We start from the raw sequence: 19,132 nt of genomic DNA on the forward strand, positions 1-19,132 counted from the left end.
TAATCATATTCGAATTTAGCGGTAAAGGGGGGAAAGTTCAATGGCAAAGACAGTAGTAAGAGAAAATGAATCTTTAGATGATGCTTTACGTCGTTTTAAGAGACAAGTTTCTAGAACAGGAACCCTTGCTGAAGCTCGTAAAAGAGAATTCTATGTTAAACCTGGTTTAAAGAGAAAAATGAAATCAGAAGCAGCTAGAAAGAACCAGAAGAAACGTCGTAGATAAGATTTATTTTTAGAAGAGTCATCTGACTCTTCTTTTTTTCAATGAAAGGATGATTTTATGGAAAAAGTGATTCAGTTAAGTGATTATAGCTTAGATGCCATTCAATTGTTGTGTGGCCCAAGTGATGAAAATATCGCTTTATTGGAAGATGAATTTGAGAATGCAATCAATGTCCGTGGTACAGATATTTATTTAGATCATAGTGATCCTGTATTAGAAAAGGTGATTCAGGTACTTGCTAAACTTACTAAAAAGGATGTACGTATTTCTAAAAGAGATGTGGTGTATGCAATCAAGTTAGGACGTAATGGTAAGCTTGATAAAATGGATTCTCTATTTGATATTCATATTGCCCGTACAAGTCATGGCAAGATCATATATCCTAAGACAATGGGACAGTTAGAATACTATCATTCTTTAAAAGATCATGATGTGGTATTTGCGATTGGTCCAGCGGGTACAGGTAAAACATACTTATCTGTAGTGTTTGCTGTACAGGCATTAAAGAATCATGAAGTACAAAAAATCATTCTCACTAGACCAGCTGTAGAAGCAGGAGAAAACCTAGGGTTTCTTCCTGGAGACCTTAAAGAAAAGATTGACCCTTACTTAAGACCTCTTTATGATGCACTTTATGATATGTTAGGTGCAGAAAATACAGAGAAATTAATTGAAAAGGGTATTATTGAAATAGCGCCACTTGCTTATATGCGTGGGCGTACACTAGAAGATGCTTATGTTATTTTAGATGAAGCACAAAATACAACAGACAATCAGATGAAGATGTTCCTTACACGTTTAGGTTTTAACTCTAAGATGTGTATTACAGGGGATATTACTCAGATTGACTTACCTAAACAAACAACAAATGGTCTCAAACATGCTATGAAGATCTTAGATGGTGTCAAAGGTATTTCCTTTGTTTACTTAACAGCACTTGATGTAGTACGTCATCCAGTTGTTGCTAGAATCATTGAAAAATATGACATGAACAAATAAGACTGATTATTTCTAATCAGCCTTCATAATATTTCAATATCTTTTTATGAGCAGTAGGAATAGTTAATTCCTCCTGCTTATTTTTTGTATAGAAGTCAATAGAACGAATATCAGCTTTAAATACATATACATGCATATACCATGTACGATGAGTAAATACATGCTTAAAATCCTTTAAATGCGATAATACCTCTAAGTTGATCCCATAGTCTTCTTTAAACGTTTCTATAAAGGAATAAGGACTCTCTACTTCATATTGAGGAAGTAAATACATATTTTCTAGCAGTCCATTTTTATTTTTAATAAGCATCACTTCATCATCATCATATACTACAATACCTGTAATATAAGATAAACTTTTTTTATTTACTTTTTTTATATTAATAGGTAGTACGTCCTGCTTATTTGTCAAATAAGCAATGCATTCCTTTTTGAGTGGACATTCATTACAATGAGGGTGAACAGGTAAACATACCGCATTCGCAAAATCCATAATCCCTTGATTGATCTTTGCTGAATCATAACCAATAACTAGCTGATTACCTATATCTGTAATTGTCTTTACAGTCTTATTTGACGCAATATTCTCTTCTATCGCATATAATCTACTCAATACTCTTAAGGCATTCCCATCTACCGCAATATAAGGCTTATGATACGCAAAACTCATAATAGCACTTGCAGTATAGGGGCCTACACCAATAAGCGCGAGAATGTCTTTATACTCCTTAGGGAATGTATCTTTCATTAAATTAGCACTCTTATGAAGATGCAAAGCACGACGATAATACCCTAACCCTTCCCAATACTTATAGACTTCTTCTATTTTTGCATTCGCAAGTGTTTCTATATCCGGAAATCTTTCAATAAAACGTTTATAATAGGGAATCACTGCAGTGACAGTCGTCTGTTGCAGCATAATTTCACTTACCCAGATTTTATAAGGGTCTTTAATATCTCTAAAAGGAAGATCACGTTTATTGACTTCATACCACTTTATTAACTTTTCTTGTATACTCATATAAATCACCATGAGCCATTATATAATATGTGTGTATTTTTGTCTTTGAATATGCTAGAATATATGTACAAACTAATTCGTATTAGGAGGTCAATAGTATGAAACTGATAATTGCGATTGTGAATAATGATGACAGTTCAACTGTCCAGAGCGCTTTAACTGAAGGTGGATTCTTTGTTACAAAGCTTGCTACTTCAGGAGGTTTCTTAAAGAAAGGTAATACAACATTCTTTATAGGAACAAATGATGATAAGGTAGATAGCGCTATTGAAATCATTAAAGCCAATGCAAAGAAACGTGTAGAAAAGGAACCTACAGTACCACCTACTGAAATGGGTGAATTCTTTACACCAATCATGGTAGATGTACTTGTTGGTGGGGCAACAGTATTTGTAGTTGACGTTGATCGTTTTGAGAAAATCTAATAATTGAGAAAAAAAGGATGGTCAAACCATCCTTTTTACTTTAAGATATCAACAGGTGATATAAATGAATGAAAATTTTGAATATAAGATTGCAACAAAAGAAGATATAGACGCAATTGTCCAGTTTCTTGCGAAAGATTATTATGAAACATCAAGAACTTTAAAAGATCCCTGCAAGATGATCTTTTTAGCCTACAGTGGAGAAGTGATTGTAGGCATACTAGAACTCTTAGATCTTTCTAATATATCTTTTGTTTATGTATCAGAAGATTATCAGGATACTCTTGTACAAGAAGAACTACTTGAACTTGCTGAAAGATTTGTTACAAAAGAACTAACTGCTTATACAGATGAAGAACATGTATCTTTCTTTAAGCAGCACGATTATAGTGTAGATGTAGAATCTAATGGTCGTTATTTATTGAAGAAGACAATTCCTGTACTACCTCGTTTTATTGATTATGATCAGGTTTTAGCGTTTATTGAAGCACAAAAGGATCGAGTTTATTCTCTCACAAACTTTAAGAACTTTATGTATGATTTCTATGATCCTCAAACTAAATTAACATGTGTTCATATTGGTGGTACAAACGGGAAGGGTTCTACAACTAACTATACAAAAGAAGTATTAAAATGTGCAGGCTATAAGGTAGGTACGTTTACTTCTCCTGCTTTAGTAAATCGTTTAGATATTATTCGTGTGAATGATGAACCAATTGATGAAGCGACTGTTGTAAGATATGCGAATCGTTATATGGATGATTGGATGGCTTATGAGCTTTCTAAGTTTGAAATAGAAGTATTTATCGCAGTCATGTATTTTATTGAACAGGGTGTAGATATTGCCTTATTTGAAGTAGGGCTTGGTGGGACACTAGATGCTACTAATATCATTTCACCAATACTTACAGTCAATACAAATATTGGTTTAGATCATATAAACTTCTTAGGAAATACATATGCGAGTATTGCAAGAAGTAAAGCAGGAATCATTAAACGTGGTATTCCTTATATGACAGCTGAAAGAAGACCGGAATGTCTAGAAGTCTTCTATGAAGAAGCTCATAAGCATCATTCTTATGTTATAGAAATAAGAAAACCTAAACGTGTCTATTATGGTGCTTCTATTTCTTATGATTATCATGGTTATCATATATCTTTATCTACTTCAGCACATTATCAGGTTACTAACAGTGCACTTGCGATTAATATATTAGAATATATTAGAAAAGAATTCCCATTTAAGGATGCAGATCTAGAAAAAGGTATGCATGATGCAGTATGGGAAGGACGTTTTGAAACAATTCATCAAAATCCTTTAATTATCCTAGATGGTGCACATAATAGAGAAGGAATGGATGCCTTTTTTGAAAGTGCCCGTGATTTTAGTGATATTAAAATCATCTTTTCCGCACTAGGAGATAAGGATACTCATCATATGTTAGAAACATTATTATCTTTATCAAAGGATATTACTGTTACTCAGTTTGATCATCCTCGTCGTGCAACTGCCAAAGCTCTTGCAGAAGACTTCCCAGTGAAGATTGATGAAGACTGGAAACATGCAGTAGATGAGGCTTATAGTCATAAAGGTGTTGTATTTATTACAGGTTCTCTCTATTTTATTTCTAAAGTGAGACAATATATCTTATCGAAATAATGAAGAAATTTATTAAATATAAATGGCCCGATGAGGTTATTCATGCATTAGGTGATATGGGAATGATTGCGCCTGGAATAATCCAGAAGAAATCGTATAGACTTATTGAAAAGAGTCAATCTTTTATCTTAAATGTTGACTCTTCCAAAGATCGTCTGTTATCCATTATTCCACCCTTACTTGCATCTATGATTCATGAAGAGAAAACACAGATTATCTTGCTTGGGCATAAAGAAGAGTTATTATCATCTTCTTTTGATATGAAAGAATATAATAAATACACACAATATCGTTTTATTACATCTTATCCTGGTACCAATACATTTGAAGAATGCCAGACAATTTATAAGGGTATTGACATACTCTTTACTACGCCTACTAAACTATTAGAATATATGAGAAGACAGGTGATAGATACTAACTTTGTCTCATATCTCATTTATCAGGATTCTCATAGCTTTTCTAGTGAAGAAATAAGAGAAATAAAGGAAATCAAGAAACGTCTTCCTTTAGACTGTTCAAGTATTCTTTATGGACTTCATCATCATGATTTCTTAAAGAAAAATATTCATACTACATTGCATGCTGATTCTTCTAAGGTAGAATGTACACATTTCTTATGTAAAGAACCATATTTCAATACAGAAAAGAAACAGGTTATATTTGTAGAAAGCTATGAAGATATTCTTTATTATGCTGAAAAACTGAATGTCAATTTTGTGATTCATCAATTTATGAATCATGCTTCTCAGTATCGCATCATGCATGAGTTTAATAAAAAGGGTGGTCTTTTGATCGTATCTGATATGGCTTCACGCTATTTATCTTTGCATTGTGACACAGTGATTCATCTAGGAACTACTCATATTAACCAATATATGTCTCATTTATCCCATGTTTTAGGTGTGAAGCATTCCTATATCTATGATACTCATATCACTAAGAAACAGCTTGAAGGAGTCGTTATTACTATTTCAAAAGAGGATTATGATACAAAACATCATCTTCTTTATGAAACAATAATTAAAAATCCAGACATGCTTCAAACATTACAAACTGATCAATTAATTACGATTATCCATCATTTAGCCCTATAGGAGAAAAATGTTGTTATTTTTTTAACAATAATAATTCCCTTATATAGGGCTTTTTTTAAATGTGTAATCAATTACAGAAAAGAAAGCGTTTGCAAGTAAGCCCTTACAAGTGTATAATGAAATAAGTGAAAAGACATAAGGAGGATTTAGTAGTTATGAAAAAATATGTTTACTTATTTAGCGAAGGTAACAAGGATATGCGTAATCTCCTTGGTGGTAAAGGTGCTAACCTTGCTGAAATGACAGGTATCGGTTTACCTGTACCTCAGGGATTTACAGTGACTACAGAAGCTTGTACACAATATTATGAAGACGGAAAAATGATCTCAGATGATATTAAAGGACAGATCGTTGAACACGTTAAAAAGCTTGAAGAAATCACTGGAAGAACTTTAGGTGATCCAAAGAACCCATTATTAGTATCTGTACGTTCTGGTGCAAGAATCTCTATGCCAGGTATGATGGATACAGTATTAAACTTAGGTTTAAATGATGAAGTAGCTAAGGAATTTGCTGCAACAACTGGAAATGAACGTTTCGTATATGATTCATATCGTCGTTTCATCCAGATGTTTGCTGACGTTGTAAAAGGATTCCCTAAATCAGACTTCGAACATAAATTTGATGCAATTAAAGAAGAAAAAGGTGTTGAATTCGATACTGAACTTACTGCCGAAGACTTAAAAGAAGTTGTTGCAGTTTATAAAGAAGCTTATAAAGCACATGCAGGTGTTGATTTCCCTCAGGAACCACTTGAACAGTTATTAGCTGCAGTTGAAGCAGTATTTGGTTCTTGGAATAATGACCGTGCCATCACTTATCGTCGTTTAAATGATATCCCAGGTTCTTGGGGTACAGCTGTAAACGTTCAGCAGATGGTTTATGGTAACAGAAGTGATAAGTCAGGTACTGGTGTTGCCTTCACTCGTAACCCAGCAACTGGTGAAAATAAATTATTCGGTGAATATTTAATGAACGCTCAGGGTGAAGACGTTGTTGCTGGTATCAGAACACCTCAGCCAATTGCTACATTAAATGAAGTTATGCCAGAATGTTATGAACAGTTCCAGAAAATCTGTCATATTCTTGAAGACCATTATAAAGATATGCAGGATATGGAATTCACAATTGAAGATGGTAAATTATTCATGTTACAGACTCGTAACGGTAAGAGAACAGCTCAGGCTGCTTTAAAGATTGCTGTTGACATGGTTGATGAAGGCATGATTAATGAACAAGAAGCATTATTAAAAGTTGAACCAAAACAGTTAGACCAGTTATTACATCCAAACTTCGATAAAGAAGACTACAAGGCTGCAAAGGCTGTTGCTACAGGTTTAGCTGCTTCTCCAGGTGCTGCTACTGGACATATCTACTTCACAGCTGAAGATGTTCAGGAAGCACATGCAAATGGTGTGCAGGATATGATCCTTGTACGTAATGAAACTTCTCCAGAAGATATCGAAGGTATGAATTTAGCTAAAGGTATCTTAACTGTACGTGGTGGTATGACATCTCATGCTGCAGTAGTTGCTCGTGGTATGGGTACTTGCTGTGTTGCTGGTTGTGGAGTATTAAGAGTTTCTGAAGATAAGAAGACTTTAACATTACCAGATGGTACAGTATTAACTGAAGGTGATTATGTATCATTAAATGGTTCTACTGGTGAAGTATTTGCTCAGAAGATCAAGACTGTTCCTGCTGCAATTAGTGGTGATTTTGAAACATTCATGGCTTGGGCTGATAAAGAAAGAAAATTATTAGTAAGAACTAATGCGGATACTCCAAGAGATGCTAAACAGGCTGCTACATTTGGTGCTGAAGGTATCGGATTATGCCGTACTGAACATATGTTCTTCGAAGAAGAAAGAATTTTCAACTTCAGAAGAATGATCACTGCAGAAGATGTAGAAACTCGTAAGGAAGCATTAGAAAAGATTCTTCCATACCAGAGAGGAGACTTTGAAGAATTATTCAAAGCTATGGATGGATATAGTGTTAATATCCGTTTCTTAGATCCACCTCTACATGAATTCTTACCTCATACTGATGAAGAAATCAAACCATTAGCTGAAAGCTTAGGTATGACTTTCGAAGCATTAAAGGAAAGAGTAGAATCATTAAAAGAATTCAACCCAATGATGGGTCACAGAGGATGCCGTCTTGCTGTTACTTATCCAGAAATTGCTGAAATGCAGACAAGAGCTGTCATCGAAGCTGCAATCAACGTAACTAAGGAAACAGGACATCCAGTCACTCCAGAAATCATGATCCCATTAGTTGGTGATGTTAAAGAATTAAAGTATGTTAAGAATGTAGTTGTTAAGACTGCTGATAAGTTAATTGCTGAAAGCGGATTAGATATGAAATATGAAGTTGGTACTATGATTGAAATTCCAAGAGCTGCAATCACAGCTGATAAGATTGCAACTGAAGCTGAATTCTTCTCATTTGGTACTAATGACTTAACTCAGATGACATTCGGTTTCTCAAGAGATGATGCTGCTAAGTTCTTAGGCGATTACTATTCTAAGAATATCTATGAACATGATCCATTCGCTACTGTTGACCAGGAAGGCGTTGGTGAATTAATGAAGATTGCATCTGAAAAGGGAAGATCAACTCGTCCTAATATCAGACTTGGTATCTGTGGTGAACATGGTGGTGATCCAAAGACAGTAGAATTCTGCCATAAGATTGGATTAACTTATGTATCTTGCTCACCTTACCGTGTACCAATCGCAAGACTTGCTGCTGCTCAGGCTGCTGTAAAAGAAAAAATGGGTATTTTGTAATAACTACTTATCCTTTCACTAGGCCGTTCTTATGAACGGCCACTTTTTTATGTCAAAATTATATGATATAATGACATTTAAGCAGGAATATAAGAATATGAAATTACAACTTACATTAAACAGTCTTGCCTTAATATTATGCTGTGGTGATTTGATTCCAAGTTCCACGCAGCCTATAAGTACACAGGAGTGGCAGGAAATAGAGAAAAAATTAAAATCAGCCCATAAAGAACCAAGTATGATTACAGGGATGAGTATTGATACATTAACCCAGATCATAGGTTTAGATGAATTTACAGCTCATAAGATAGAAAAGAGACAAAAGCTCTTACCAGATCTTTTTTATGCACTGCAGAATTTAGAAAACCAGGATATTGGTGTCACAACTATCTATGAAGAAGATTATCCTGCAAGTCTAAGAGTATTAGGGACTAAGATGCCTTTAGTCATTAGCTATATAGGTGATTTATCTTTAAGTTATGGTGTTAATATATCAGTTGCTGGTCCACAGATGATGAACAAGACAATGCGTCATGTCACTAAAGAAATTATGAAAAAAATTTCAAAGGAAGGCTATATTGTTGTCGTTGGTGGTTCTAAGGGTGTAGAAGAACTTGCCCTAAGAACACAGCTGACTAATAACGGGAATGCGGTATTATTTGTCGCAGATCATATGTTTGATAAGATTAGACTGTATTCTAAATATATTAAACAGAATAAATTAGTTATTATGACTGCCAATGATCCATATGCTTTATTTGATGTTACTCATGCATTAGATAAGAATCTTTATATATGTGGTATGGTCTTTGCCCAGATAGTAACAGGTACGCATATTGGTAGTGGTCCTGTCTGGTTTACTTCTATTCAGAATATCCATTCTCATTGGACAAGACAGCTTGTTTATGAAACATTGGATTATAGTGGTAATATTAGACTTATTGAAATGGGAGAGGCCCATTTTACTGATGAAGATTTAAAATCAGAAGTTACTTTAGCTGAAATATTAGATAATCATGAAACAGTTATTAAGAAAGATGATCCAAGTATTGATCAAATGACAATATTTGAATTCATAGAGGATAAACATGAATAATATAAAAAAATATCCTGTTACTTATACACTACTTGCATTATGTATACTTACTTATATAGGAACAACCTTATTATTTAGTATTGATATGAATGCGATGCAGGGCTTAGCTTGCGGAGGGTTTAATCCATACTATGTTCAAGTTACTCATCAATATTATCGTTTGATTACTGCAAACTTTATTCATTTTGGATTAATGCATATAGTAGTGAATTGTTATTCTATGTATAATCTCAGTTGTTTTGTAGAATATTTGATGGGTTCTAAAAAGTATTTGATAGTCATACTTGTATCCATGCTTTCTACCACTGGTCTTCCTTATATTGCATATTTATTATTGGGCATTGGAGCCCATACAGTAAGTGGTGGTGTGAGTGGTGTAATCTTTGGAATCATTGGTGCTATCGGTGCACTTTATTTGTTCTATCCTACACAACTTCGCGATATTGCAAGAAACTTAGGAATGAATGTCTTATTGATGTTATTTATTTCTTTTGTTGTTCCGACAATATCATTATCCGGTCATGTAAGTGGTATGATTGGAGGATTTGTTTCAGCTTACATTATTCTTTATATTACTAAAAGAAAAAGACAGAAGTTCTTCTATAGTTCATAAAGCGTTGATATACTTTATACAAGAGGTGAGTCTATGAATATTGCGATTGTCTACAGTCATACAAGTAAATATGCACATATTCTTGCATCACAGATGGCAAAAACTGCAAGAACACAGGCAATTTCCTTTCAGGACTTTGATTTCCATGCCCATGTTGATCTTCTTGTATTAGGATTCGATTGTCCATGCTTTGGTAAACCAAAGGAAGTGGAACAATTCATTATGCAGCTTGATCGTCACTATGTAAAGAATATTGCTTTATTTTCTACATTCATGTTCTCATCAAAGGCATTAGATGATATGTCTGATTTATGTATGAAGCAGGATCTTCCGCTTATGCGTGAACAATACTGCTGTAAACTTCCAATAGAACTTCATGCCCATTTATCAGATAATGCGATCAATGGCGGTGTCATCTATGTAGATGATATGATTAATATATGTAGAAATTATTATTGACAGCGTGAAGCTGTCTTTTTTAATGCATAAAAAAATACTCCCGAAGGAGTATTATTCAATCACCATCGCATTTGGAATAGGTGCTTTTGGATCTTCTTTATTAAAATGATCATAGTAAAGAATACCTTCAAAATGATCTAATTCATGCTGTAAGCAGATAGCTGTAAAGCCTCTTGCAACAATAGTCACTTCTTGATCAGTTAAGGCATCATATCCCTTAACAGTCACTTTAGCACTTCTAGGTACAATACCTGGCTGATCTTCAGGAACAGATAAACATCCTTCACCATTCTTTAAATAAGCCACTTTCACTGCATTTGCGACAATACGTGGATTAACAAGTGCCCACTGATCACACTTTACAATATGACCTTCTTCATCTACAGAAGGAATATAAATTGCACACATTCTTTTTGGAATACCAATCTGAATAGCCGCAATACCTACACCTGGTCTTAAATCATACTTTTCAGCTTTTTCTTCATCCTGAGAATCTACAAGATATTGATACATTTCCATTAAAGTATGACGATCTTCATCACTTAATGGTAAAGATACTTCTTTAGATTTCTCACGAATTAAAGGATTTTTATCATCGATTACATTTTTCATGCTTAACATTCTTCGTTTCACCTCTGTGTCATTATAACAGACTCCTTCGCTTTTTCCAATTATGTATACCCTATTTTCTTTTAAGCCTATTTCATGTATAATATTTTTAACATAGGAGGTATTTTAACATGTATGATTATCCATTAGAACCAGATTGGTCAACAGAAGAAATTATCGAGGTTGTTGGGTTATATAATGCAGTAGAACAGGCTTATGAAGAAGGTATAAGTTCTAAAGAATTCATGGAACATTACCGTGCATTTACGTCTATTGCAGATTCAAAAGCATTACAAAAACAATTAGATAAAGCTTTTGAAGAAGCATCTGGCTACTCTATTTATAAAGTATTTAAACGTTCTCAGGAAGAAGAGTGGGTTAAACTATGAACTTCATCAAGAAGATACAAATGATGTTTAAACGTACTGGTACAGATAAAACAATCTATGCCTGTACGATTTTTCTCGCATTATTTGGGATTGTGATGATTGGAGATGCTTCTGTAGGTATGTCGGCAAGTGAAGGCTCTAATTTTGCGACTAAAAACCTATTGAAACAATGTTTATTCGTTATAGTAGGCTTAGGTTTTATGTTCTTATTTGCGCGTGCCTATAAAACACGTCGTATATCAGAAACATTAATGCTTGTCACTTATGGTATTTGTATTATTTTGATGATTGCCTGTTTAATGTGGACAATCAATAATTCTCATGCCTGGATCAAGATAGGACCATTTACTATTCAGCCTGTAGAGTTTATGAAACTGACTTTGATTATATTATTGAGTTATATATTTGGCGTCTTACCAGATCAGATACGTATTTCTCCACGCTTATCAAAAGAGAAAAGAAATAAACTTATCTGGCGTAAAGCAGTTGTCTGTGTGTTCTTTCCAGCCTTTCTTGTCATTTTCGCATTTTTAATCTGTTGGAAGGTACAGAAGGATATGGGAAGTGGTTTGATATTATTCGTTATGGCAACATGCCTATTCTTTGCGACACCATCTCAATACTATCGTCCCTTTAAGATTATTGGCTTAGTTGGAGTATTGTTTCTAGTGCTTATCTTTATTCTGTTTCATAATTTTTTCTTAAAGAGTCATCAGATGGCACGTATTTCATCATGGCTGAATCCATTAAAAGATATCTATGGTACTAACTATCAGATCATCAATGGTTTTGTAGGATATACAAATGGTGGCTTGATTGGTCGTGGGTTTGGAAACTCTATTATGAAATTTGGTTATATCCCAGAAGCACAGAGTGACTTTATTTCATCTATTATTGTAGAAGAATTAGGGCTTGTAGGTTTTGCAGCCTTCTTTATTCCTTATTCTATTATTATTTATAGACTCTTTAGATATGCTTTTGCGATTAAGGATTCAAGAGAAAAATTAACACTTATTGGAATTGCAAGTTATTTCTTTGTTCATTTAATGGTTAATGTTGGTGGTGTATCAGGACTTATTCCGATGACTGGTGTGCCTCTCCTATTAATTAGTGCAGGTGGTACATCTACCTTAGTTGCTTTAATAGGAATTGGTATAGCTCAGGCTATTATTGCGAAATATAATCGTGAAAAGAAGCAGGAGGCAATTGAGAAATCATTATGATTTATGACTCAATAAAAGAACTTATTGATGCAATTAAAGAAGAAGAATGTTTTAAAAACTATCACTCTTCTTTAAGTGTATTTGATCATCCAGATGTTAAATCTTTGATGAATGAGATGAATAGACTTAAGGAAGAAAAGGAAGATCTTGCACGCTTTGGCAGCTATTGTGATACGAGTCATATCCAACAACGTATCACAGATATAAGAAGAGAACTATATCGTTTGCCAGAGATGAATGCTTATTTAGAGTCTTATAGTGAACTCAATAAGATGTTAGATGAAATTACAGATATTGTCTTTGATGATATCAGTGATGAACTCGCAAAGGGAAGGATTGGGAGAAGTTATGCGCGTTATAGCAGGTAAATATAAAAGTAGACAGTTAAAGGCTGTCCCTACAAAATTAACTCGTCCTACGACAGATAAAAATAAAGAGAATCTTTATAACATGATTGGTCCTTATTTTGATGGAGGAATTTGTCTTGATTTATTTGCAGGTAGTGGGGGTCTAGGTATAGAGGCATTAAGTAGAGGAATGGATGAACTTTATGCTGTGGATAAACAATATAAGGCATTTCAGGTTATTAGAGAAAATATTAATAGTTTAAAGATTACAAATGCGCATGTAATAAAGGCTGATTATCGTAAAGCTTTAGGTACTTTTAAGGAAGAAGGAATCAAGTTTAGTCTTGTATTATTAGATCCACCTTATGGTATGAAAGTTAATATGGATATTATTCATACATTAAAGGATAATGGAAATTTGATGGATGGCTGTATTATTGTGGTAGAAGACTTAACTGAAGAGAAGCTTGAATATGAAGCACCATTTAGACTCATTAAAGAAAATAATTATGGTATTACTTGTTTACAGATTGTGAAATACGAGGAGGCTGCAATGTGATAAAAGCAGTATATACAGGGACATTTGATCCTGTGACCAATGGCCATCTTGATATTATTGAACGTGCATCTAAGATGTATGATGTACTTTATGTGACTATTTTTATTAATCCACATAAGACATGCTTATTTACTGTAGAAGAACGTATGGAGATGTTAAGAGAAGCAACGAAGCAGTTTCCTAATGTTGTCATTGACGAAAGCAGTAGTCTTGCTGTAGAGTATGCAAGGGAAGTAGGGGCACAGGTATTAGTGCGTGGTTTACGTGCAACAGAAGACTATAACTATGAGTCTCTCATGTGCTTTACAAACCAGTATTTAGATGACGGCATTGAAACTGTCTTTTTAATGACACGTCTTGCTTATACATTTGTATCTTCTTCATTTGTGAAAGAAATCGTATCTCATAAACATAGTGTAGAAGGACTTGTACCGGCATGTGTTGAAGAAAAACTAATAGAAAAATACAGGGGGTAGATTATGCGTTTATTATTAAAGAATGCACATTTGTATCGTCATCAAGCATTTAGTGATACAGATGTATTGATTGAAGATGGCATCATCAAGAAGATTGGTGCATGTAATGAAGAAGCAGATCAAGTCATTGATCTTCATGGAGCACTTTTATCTCATAACTTTATTGATATCCATACACATCTTCGTGAACCTGGCTTTGAACATAAAGAAACTATTTCTACAGGTAGTGCATCTGCACTTTATGGTGGATATGGTACTATTGTTGCAATGGCCAATACATTACCTTGTATGGATGACAAGGAAACTATTGAAGACTTCACTAAACGTTGTGAAAAGGATGCACAGGTAAAAACATATACCTATAGTGCGATTACAGAAGAACTCAAAGGCCAGAAGGTTGTTGATATGGAAGAAAATATCAAACAGCCTATTGTGCTTGGTTTCTCTGATGATGGTAAAGGTGTCCAGAAGGATGAAAAGATGAAGGAAGCTATGACCCGTGCAAAAGCTCTTGATTCTATCATTGTTGCTCATTGTGAAGACGAATCAGAATTACATGGTGGATGTATTCATGAAGGTCATTATGCGAAAGAACATGGCTTAATTGGTATCAATAGTGCAAGTGAATATAAACAGGTAGATCGTGATTTACATCTTGTAGATGAAATTCACAATAGATATCATATCTGTCATATTTCTACAAAAGAAACAGTGGCCTTACTCGGTGCAAGTCGTGCACGTGGTGAAAGAGTTAGTGGTGAAACATCACCTCATCATTTAATTTTGACAGAAGATAACATTCAGGATTGTCATCCTAACTATAAGATGAATCCACCTCTTCGTACAAAAGAAGACCGTGATGCAATCATCAAGGCAGTGAATGATGGAGTCATTACTGTTATTGCGACAGACCATGCTCCTCATGCAAGAGATGAAAAGAGTAAACCAATTGATAAAGCACCATTTGGAATCATTGGCTTACAGCATGCTTTCCCACTTATTTATACATATATTGTAGAAGAAGGATTAATTAAATTAGAGACAGTTCTTGATTGTCTTACTACTGGACCTGCTAAGACATTAAATTTAGATGCTTCTATTGAAGAAGGTATGAAGGCAGATCTATGTGCATTTGACTTGAATAAGGAATATACAATCAAAGAAGAAGACTTAAAGTCTAAAGCATGCAATACACCTTTCTTAGGATGGAAAGTAAAAGGTGCATTAATTATGAATATTGTCGATGGACAATTATTAGTGGAGGAATAACATGAAGAACTATCAGGATTTTCTTACAATCAACTACAATAAAGAATTAATTCCTGGTCTATTTGAAATGGAACTTGAAGGAGAAGGGGCTCGTTTTATTACAGCACCTGGTCAGTTCATCAATATTAAGATCAACGACTCACTTCAGCCATACTTAAGAAGACCAATGAGTATCTTAGATTATGATGATACACATATTAAGCTTATTTATCGTATTAGAGGTGAAGGAACTAAGATTCTTTCAGAAAAGAAACCAGGTGAAAAGCTAGATGTGTTAATCGGTTTAGGTAATGGTTTTATTGATACTGATTATAATGAAGTGATTGTCGTAGGTGGGGGAAGTGGTACACCACCTATGTATGGTCTAGCAAAAAGACTTATTGAAAAAGGTGTAAAGGTGACTGCAGTACTTGGATTCAATGGTTCTTATGATGTGTTCTATGAAGAAGAATTCAAGAAACTTTGTCCTACTTATATTTCTACAATGGATGGCTCTTATGGTACTAAGGGTACTGTTATTGATGCCATTAAAGAAAATAACTTAACTTTTGATCATTACTATGCATGTGGTCCAGAACCAATGTTGGATGCATTAGTAAAGAACTTCCCAGACAATGGTTCTCTTTCTTTTGAAGCAAGAATGGGATGCGGCTTTGGGGCCTGCATGGGATGTTCATGTAAAGTAAAAACTAAACCATATAAGAGAATTTGTGTAGAAGGACCAGTTCTTTCTTCAGACGAGGTGATTATCAATGGCTAATTTACATGTAAAACTACCAGGACTTGATATGAAGAATCCTGTTATTCCAGCAAGTGGTACTTTTGGATTTGGTTATGAATTTACTAAGTTCTATGATATTAATGTATTAGGCTCTATGAGCTTAAAGGGGACAACTCTTGAACCACGCTATGGTAACCCACTTCCACGTATTGCGGAAGGACCTTCTGGTTTACTTAATGCGATTGGTTTACAGAACCCAGGTGTTGATGAAGTCATCAAGACTGAATTAGTTAAACTAAGAGAAGTCTATTCAGGAAAAGCTATTGCGAATATTGGTGGCAGCTGTGTAGATGATTATGTACAGACTGCTGCAAAACTAACTAAAGAAGACTGTATTGGCGCATTAGAACTTAATATCAGCTGTCCTAATGTTCATGCAGGTGGTATGGCAATAGGTACTGATCCTGCCATGGCTGCAGAAGTCACTCGTTCAGTTAAGGCAGTGATCAATAAGCCATTATATGTCAAACTATCTCCAAACGTCACTGACATAGTCGCAATTGCGAAAGCAGTAGAAGAAGCGGGTGCTGATGGTATCTCAATGATCAATACTCTTGTTGGTATGCGTTTTGATATCCATTCAGGTAAGCCTATTATTGCGAATAAGACAGGTGGTTATTCAGGACCAGCAATCTTCCCTGTCGCTTTAAGAATGGTTTATCAGGTATCTCAGGCAGTTAATATTCCAGTTATTGGTATGGGTGGTATTTCTACTGGTAAAGATGCAATAGAAATGATGATTGCAGGTGCAAGTGCTGTACAGGTTGGTTGTGCTAACTTAGTAGATCCATATGCATGTCCTCGTATTATTCAGGAAATGAATGATGAACTAGATGCAATGGGTATTGAAAATATCACTGATATTATCGGAAAATCCCATCAATATAAATAAAGAGTGCTAAGCACTCTTTTTTATGTTATATTAGAGGATGCGAATGGAGGATTACAAATATGGAACTTAGTCAATTATTAAACCCTAAACAATTAGAAGCAGCCACTTATCTAGATGGACACCTAAGAATCATTGCGGGTGCTGGTTCAGGTAAGACACGTGTTGTCACATATCGTATAGCATATTTAATTGAAGAAGTAGGAGTCAATCCTCATAACATTCTCGCTATCACATTTACTAATAAAGCAGCCAATGAAATGAAAACAAGAGTAGAAAACATTCTAGGTACATCTTTAGGTACAACAATCTGTACGATCCACTCTTTATGTGTCAGAGTACTTAGACAACACTCTACTGCCATTGGCTATCCTCATAACTTCATTATTATGGATGAAGAAGATCAGAAATCACTCATTAAAAAGTTATATAAAGAAAAAGAAATAGATCAGAAATCAATCAGTATCAAATCTATGATCAACTATATTTCTTCATATAAGGTTAACTTTGTTTCTCCTGCTAAAGCCCTGCAGCTCGCTGGTAATATGCCAGGAGAAAAACATAAAGCAGAAATCTATGCCATGTATGAAAAATATAAAGAAGATCATAATATGATGGACTTTGATGACCTTTTAATCAATACATTAAAGATCTTCCAGGATAATCCTGATATTGTATCAAGATGGTCTAGACGTTATCAATTTGTCCATGTAGATGAATTCCAGGATGTTGGTTCTATTGAATACAACCTTATTCATTACTTTGCCCAGGATTCTATTGTCTGTGTTGTAGGAGACCCAGACCAGACAATCTATTCATTTAGAGGCAGTGATGTGAACTATATCATGAACTTTGATAAAGACTATCAAAACGTTAAAACTGTTATACTAGATCAGAATTATCGTTCTACTAAAACAATCCTTGATATCTCTAATAATCTCATTAAGAAAAACAAGAACAGATTAGAAAAAGACTTATTCTCTGAATTAGAAGAAGGAGATAAAGTTATTCATTATGCAGCAGTAAGTGAAGATGCAGAATCAAAATATATCTGTGATACAATTCAGAAGATCACACAATCCGGTGTATCTGAATCCCATATTGCGGTACTCTATCGTGCGAATTATTTATCTCGTTCTATTGAACAGGAAATGATTCGCAGACAGATTCCTTATAAGATCTTTGGTGGATTAAAATTCTTTAATCGTAAAGAAGTCAAAGATGCTTTAAGTTATATTAGATTAGTCGTTATGGGTGATGATTTATCATTTGAAAGAGTCGTCAATACACCATCTCGAGGAATTGGTGCGAAGACTTTAGAAAAGATCACCCTTACAGCCTCAAGACATGGAATCTCTAATTATGAAGCAGTCTGCTTCTTCTTAGATGAAACAGGTATAGGTGGTAAAGCTAAAAAAGGACTCAAAGAACTTGTAGAAGTGATTGAGAAAGCAAGAGTTTCTGATAAGAGCTTAGCTGATATTTATGAAGATCTATTAAAGGATACAGGTTATTTGAAACTGATGAAGGATGGGCAGGAAGATAACCGTATTGAAAACTTAATGGAGTTAAAGAATTCTATTGATACTTATGTCAATACTCATCCAGAAACACCTGATTTTGAATCATATTTACAGGATATTGCTCTCTATACATCTCAGGATGAAGAAAAGACAGGTGACTATGTCTCACTTATGAGTATTCATATGGCTAAAGGACTAGAGTTTGACTATGTCTTTGTATCAGGTCTTTCTGAAGGCATTTTCCCTTCTGAAAGAACAATGAGTGAAGGAGGAGATGAGGGATTAGAGGAAGAAAGAAGACTTGCCTACGTTGCCTTTACACGTGCTAAAAAACGTCTTTATTTGACTGATAGCCAAGGCTTTAGCTTTGTGTCCCAATCTCCTAAGGTGACATCTCGATTTGTAGATGAAATAGGTCGTGACCATGTCGAACATGTCGGAAGACCTTCAAAGTTTAAGACACGTAATTATGTTCATGAATCTTACACAGATTTAATTGGAGATAATGGTGTAAGTGACTGGAAGGTGGGAGATTTAGTCAACCATGATATATTTGGTAAGGGTGTTGTTGTCAAAGTCAATGGACCACTTGTCGATGTTGCCTTTGAAGTTCCTCATGGAATCAAGACCTTAATGGGAAATCATCATGCTTTAAAGCGCTTATCAAACTGATTTT

Annotated in this window: 20 protein-coding genes; 18 read left to right on the plus strand and 2 right to left on the minus strand. The window is 34.5% G+C overall.

What is annotated here, in order from left to right; all coding sequences use genetic code 11:
* Nucleotides 1-40 precede the first annotated feature (40 nt).
* Together rpsU and QVO42_RS02965 are read left to right on the plus strand one after the other, a co-directional pair.
* Nucleotides 41-226 carry a 30S ribosomal protein S21 gene (rpsU, locus tag QVO42_RS02960; protein ID WP_006505139.1) on the plus strand — a complete coding sequence of 62 codons (186 nt, stop codon included), beginning with the start codon at nt 41-43 and terminating at the stop codon, nt 224-226.
* Between the two features lie 57 nt (nt 227-283).
* Nucleotides 284-1,225: a PhoH family protein gene (locus QVO42_RS02965; RefSeq protein ID WP_022424696.1), complete on the plus strand. Its 942-nt coding sequence runs from the start codon at nt 284-286 to the stop codon at nt 1,223-1,225.
* 16 nt (nt 1,226-1,241) lie between these two features.
* On the opposite strand, the gene QVO42_RS02970 is transcribed toward QVO42_RS02965, so the two are convergent.
* A complete protein-coding gene (locus tag QVO42_RS02970) occupies nt 1,242-2,246 on the minus strand; it encodes an A/G-specific adenine glycosylase (RefSeq protein ID WP_288163677.1) in 1,005 nt (334 codons plus the stop codon).
* Nucleotides 2,247-2,344: 98 nt separating this feature from the next.
* On the opposite strand from QVO42_RS02970, the gene QVO42_RS02975 reads away from it, so the two are divergent.
* The 7 genes from QVO42_RS02975 (at nt 2,345) to QVO42_RS03005 (ending at nt 10,391) form a co-directional block, all read left to right on the plus strand.
* The gene (locus tag QVO42_RS02975; RefSeq protein ID WP_022424698.1) at nt 2,345-2,671 is read left to right on the plus strand and encodes a cyclic-di-AMP receptor; all 327 of its coding nucleotides are present in this window, start codon (nt 2,345-2,347) and stop codon (nt 2,669-2,671) included.
* A 64-nt stretch (nt 2,672-2,735) separates the two neighbouring features.
* The gene (locus QVO42_RS02980; protein WP_022424699.1) at nt 2,736-4,331 is read left to right on the plus strand and encodes a glutamate ligase domain-containing protein; all 1,596 of its coding nucleotides are present in this window, start codon (nt 2,736-2,738) and stop codon (nt 4,329-4,331) included.
* A complete protein-coding gene (locus tag QVO42_RS02985; protein ID WP_022424700.1) occupies nt 4,331-5,428 on the plus strand; it encodes a DEAD/DEAH box helicase in 1,098 nt (365 codons plus the stop codon). The genes QVO42_RS02980 and QVO42_RS02985 overlap by 1 nt, the downstream gene beginning before the upstream one ends.
* A 155-nt stretch (nt 5,429-5,583) precedes the next feature.
* On the plus strand, nt 5,584-8,223 hold the full coding sequence (ppdK, locus tag QVO42_RS02990) for a pyruvate, phosphate dikinase (protein WP_022424701.1): 2,640 nt from the start codon (nt 5,584-5,586) through the stop codon (nt 8,221-8,223).
* A gap of 97 nt (nt 8,224-8,320) precedes the next feature.
* Nucleotides 8,321-9,319: a DNA-processing protein DprA gene (locus QVO42_RS02995; protein ID WP_288163680.1), complete on the plus strand. Its 999-nt coding sequence runs from the start codon at nt 8,321-8,323 to the stop codon at nt 9,317-9,319.
* The gene (locus tag QVO42_RS03000) at nt 9,312-9,932 is read left to right on the plus strand and encodes a rhomboid family intramembrane serine protease (RefSeq protein WP_022424703.1); all 621 of its coding nucleotides are present in this window, start codon (nt 9,312-9,314) and stop codon (nt 9,930-9,932) included. The genes QVO42_RS02995 and QVO42_RS03000 overlap by 8 nt, the downstream gene beginning before the upstream one ends.
* A 33-nt stretch (nt 9,933-9,965) precedes the next feature.
* Nucleotides 9,966-10,391 (plus strand): hypothetical protein, encoded by a 426-nt coding sequence (locus tag QVO42_RS03005; RefSeq protein ID WP_022424704.1) that lies wholly within the window; start codon nt 9,966-9,968, stop codon nt 10,389-10,391.
* A gap of 51 nt (nt 10,392-10,442) precedes the next feature.
* Here QVO42_RS03005 and def read toward each other — a convergent pair whose 3' ends face one another.
* Nucleotides 10,443-11,012 (minus strand): peptide deformylase, encoded by a 570-nt coding sequence (def, locus tag QVO42_RS03010; protein ID WP_022424705.1) that lies wholly within the window; start codon nt 11,010-11,012, stop codon nt 10,443-10,445.
* A 119-nt stretch (nt 11,013-11,131) separates the two neighbouring features.
* Between def and QVO42_RS03015 the strand changes: the two genes are divergently transcribed.
* The 9 genes from QVO42_RS03015 to QVO42_RS03055 are packed head-to-tail and all read left to right on the plus strand — an operon-like array spanning nt 11,132 to nt 19,128.
* Entirely contained in the window at nt 11,132-11,389 is a 258-nt protein-coding gene (locus QVO42_RS03015) for a UPF0223 family protein (RefSeq protein WP_022424706.1), read from the plus strand.
* Nucleotides 11,386-12,612, plus strand: coding sequence for an FtsW/RodA/SpoVE family cell cycle protein (locus QVO42_RS03020; RefSeq protein WP_022424707.1), 1,227 nt, complete (start codon nt 11,386-11,388; stop codon nt 12,610-12,612). Before QVO42_RS03015 ends, QVO42_RS03020 begins: the two co-directional genes overlap by 4 nt.
* Nucleotides 12,609-12,980: a YlbF/YmcA family competence regulator gene (locus QVO42_RS03025; protein ID WP_022424708.1), complete on the plus strand. Its 372-nt coding sequence runs from the start codon at nt 12,609-12,611 to the stop codon at nt 12,978-12,980. The genes QVO42_RS03020 and QVO42_RS03025 overlap by 4 nt, the downstream gene beginning before the upstream one ends.
* Nucleotides 12,961-13,518: a 16S rRNA (guanine(966)-N(2))-methyltransferase RsmD gene (gene rsmD / locus QVO42_RS03030; protein ID WP_022424709.1), complete on the plus strand. Its 558-nt coding sequence runs from the start codon at nt 12,961-12,963 to the stop codon at nt 13,516-13,518. The genes QVO42_RS03025 and rsmD overlap by 20 nt, the downstream gene beginning before the upstream one ends.
* Nucleotides 13,515-13,994, plus strand: coding sequence for a pantetheine-phosphate adenylyltransferase (gene coaD, locus QVO42_RS03035; RefSeq protein WP_022424710.1), 480 nt, complete (start codon nt 13,515-13,517; stop codon nt 13,992-13,994). Before rsmD ends, coaD begins: the two co-directional genes overlap by 4 nt.
* 3 nt (nt 13,995-13,997) lie before the next feature.
* Nucleotides 13,998-15,263 (plus strand): dihydroorotase, encoded by a 1,266-nt coding sequence (locus tag QVO42_RS03040; protein ID WP_022424711.1) that lies wholly within the window; start codon nt 13,998-14,000, stop codon nt 15,261-15,263.
* Nucleotide 15,264: 1 nt separating this feature from the next.
* Nucleotides 15,265-16,023 carry a dihydroorotate dehydrogenase electron transfer subunit gene (locus QVO42_RS03045; protein WP_022424712.1) on the plus strand — a complete coding sequence of 253 codons (759 nt, stop codon included), beginning with the start codon at nt 15,265-15,267 and terminating at the stop codon, nt 16,021-16,023.
* A complete protein-coding gene (locus tag QVO42_RS03050) occupies nt 16,016-16,936 on the plus strand; it encodes a dihydroorotate dehydrogenase (RefSeq protein WP_022424713.1) in 921 nt (306 codons plus the stop codon). Before QVO42_RS03045 ends, QVO42_RS03050 begins: the two co-directional genes overlap by 8 nt.
* Before the next feature lie 59 nt (nt 16,937-16,995).
* A complete protein-coding gene (locus QVO42_RS03055; protein ID WP_022424714.1) occupies nt 16,996-19,128 on the plus strand; it encodes an ATP-dependent helicase in 2,133 nt (710 codons plus the stop codon).
* Nucleotides 19,129-19,132 lie beyond the last annotated feature (4 nt).

The sequence above is a fragment of the Catenibacterium sp. CAG:290 genome, assembly GCF_000437715.1.
Lineage (GTDB): Bacteria > Bacillota_I > Bacilli_A > Erysipelotrichales > Coprobacillaceae > Catenibacterium > Catenibacterium mitsuoka_A.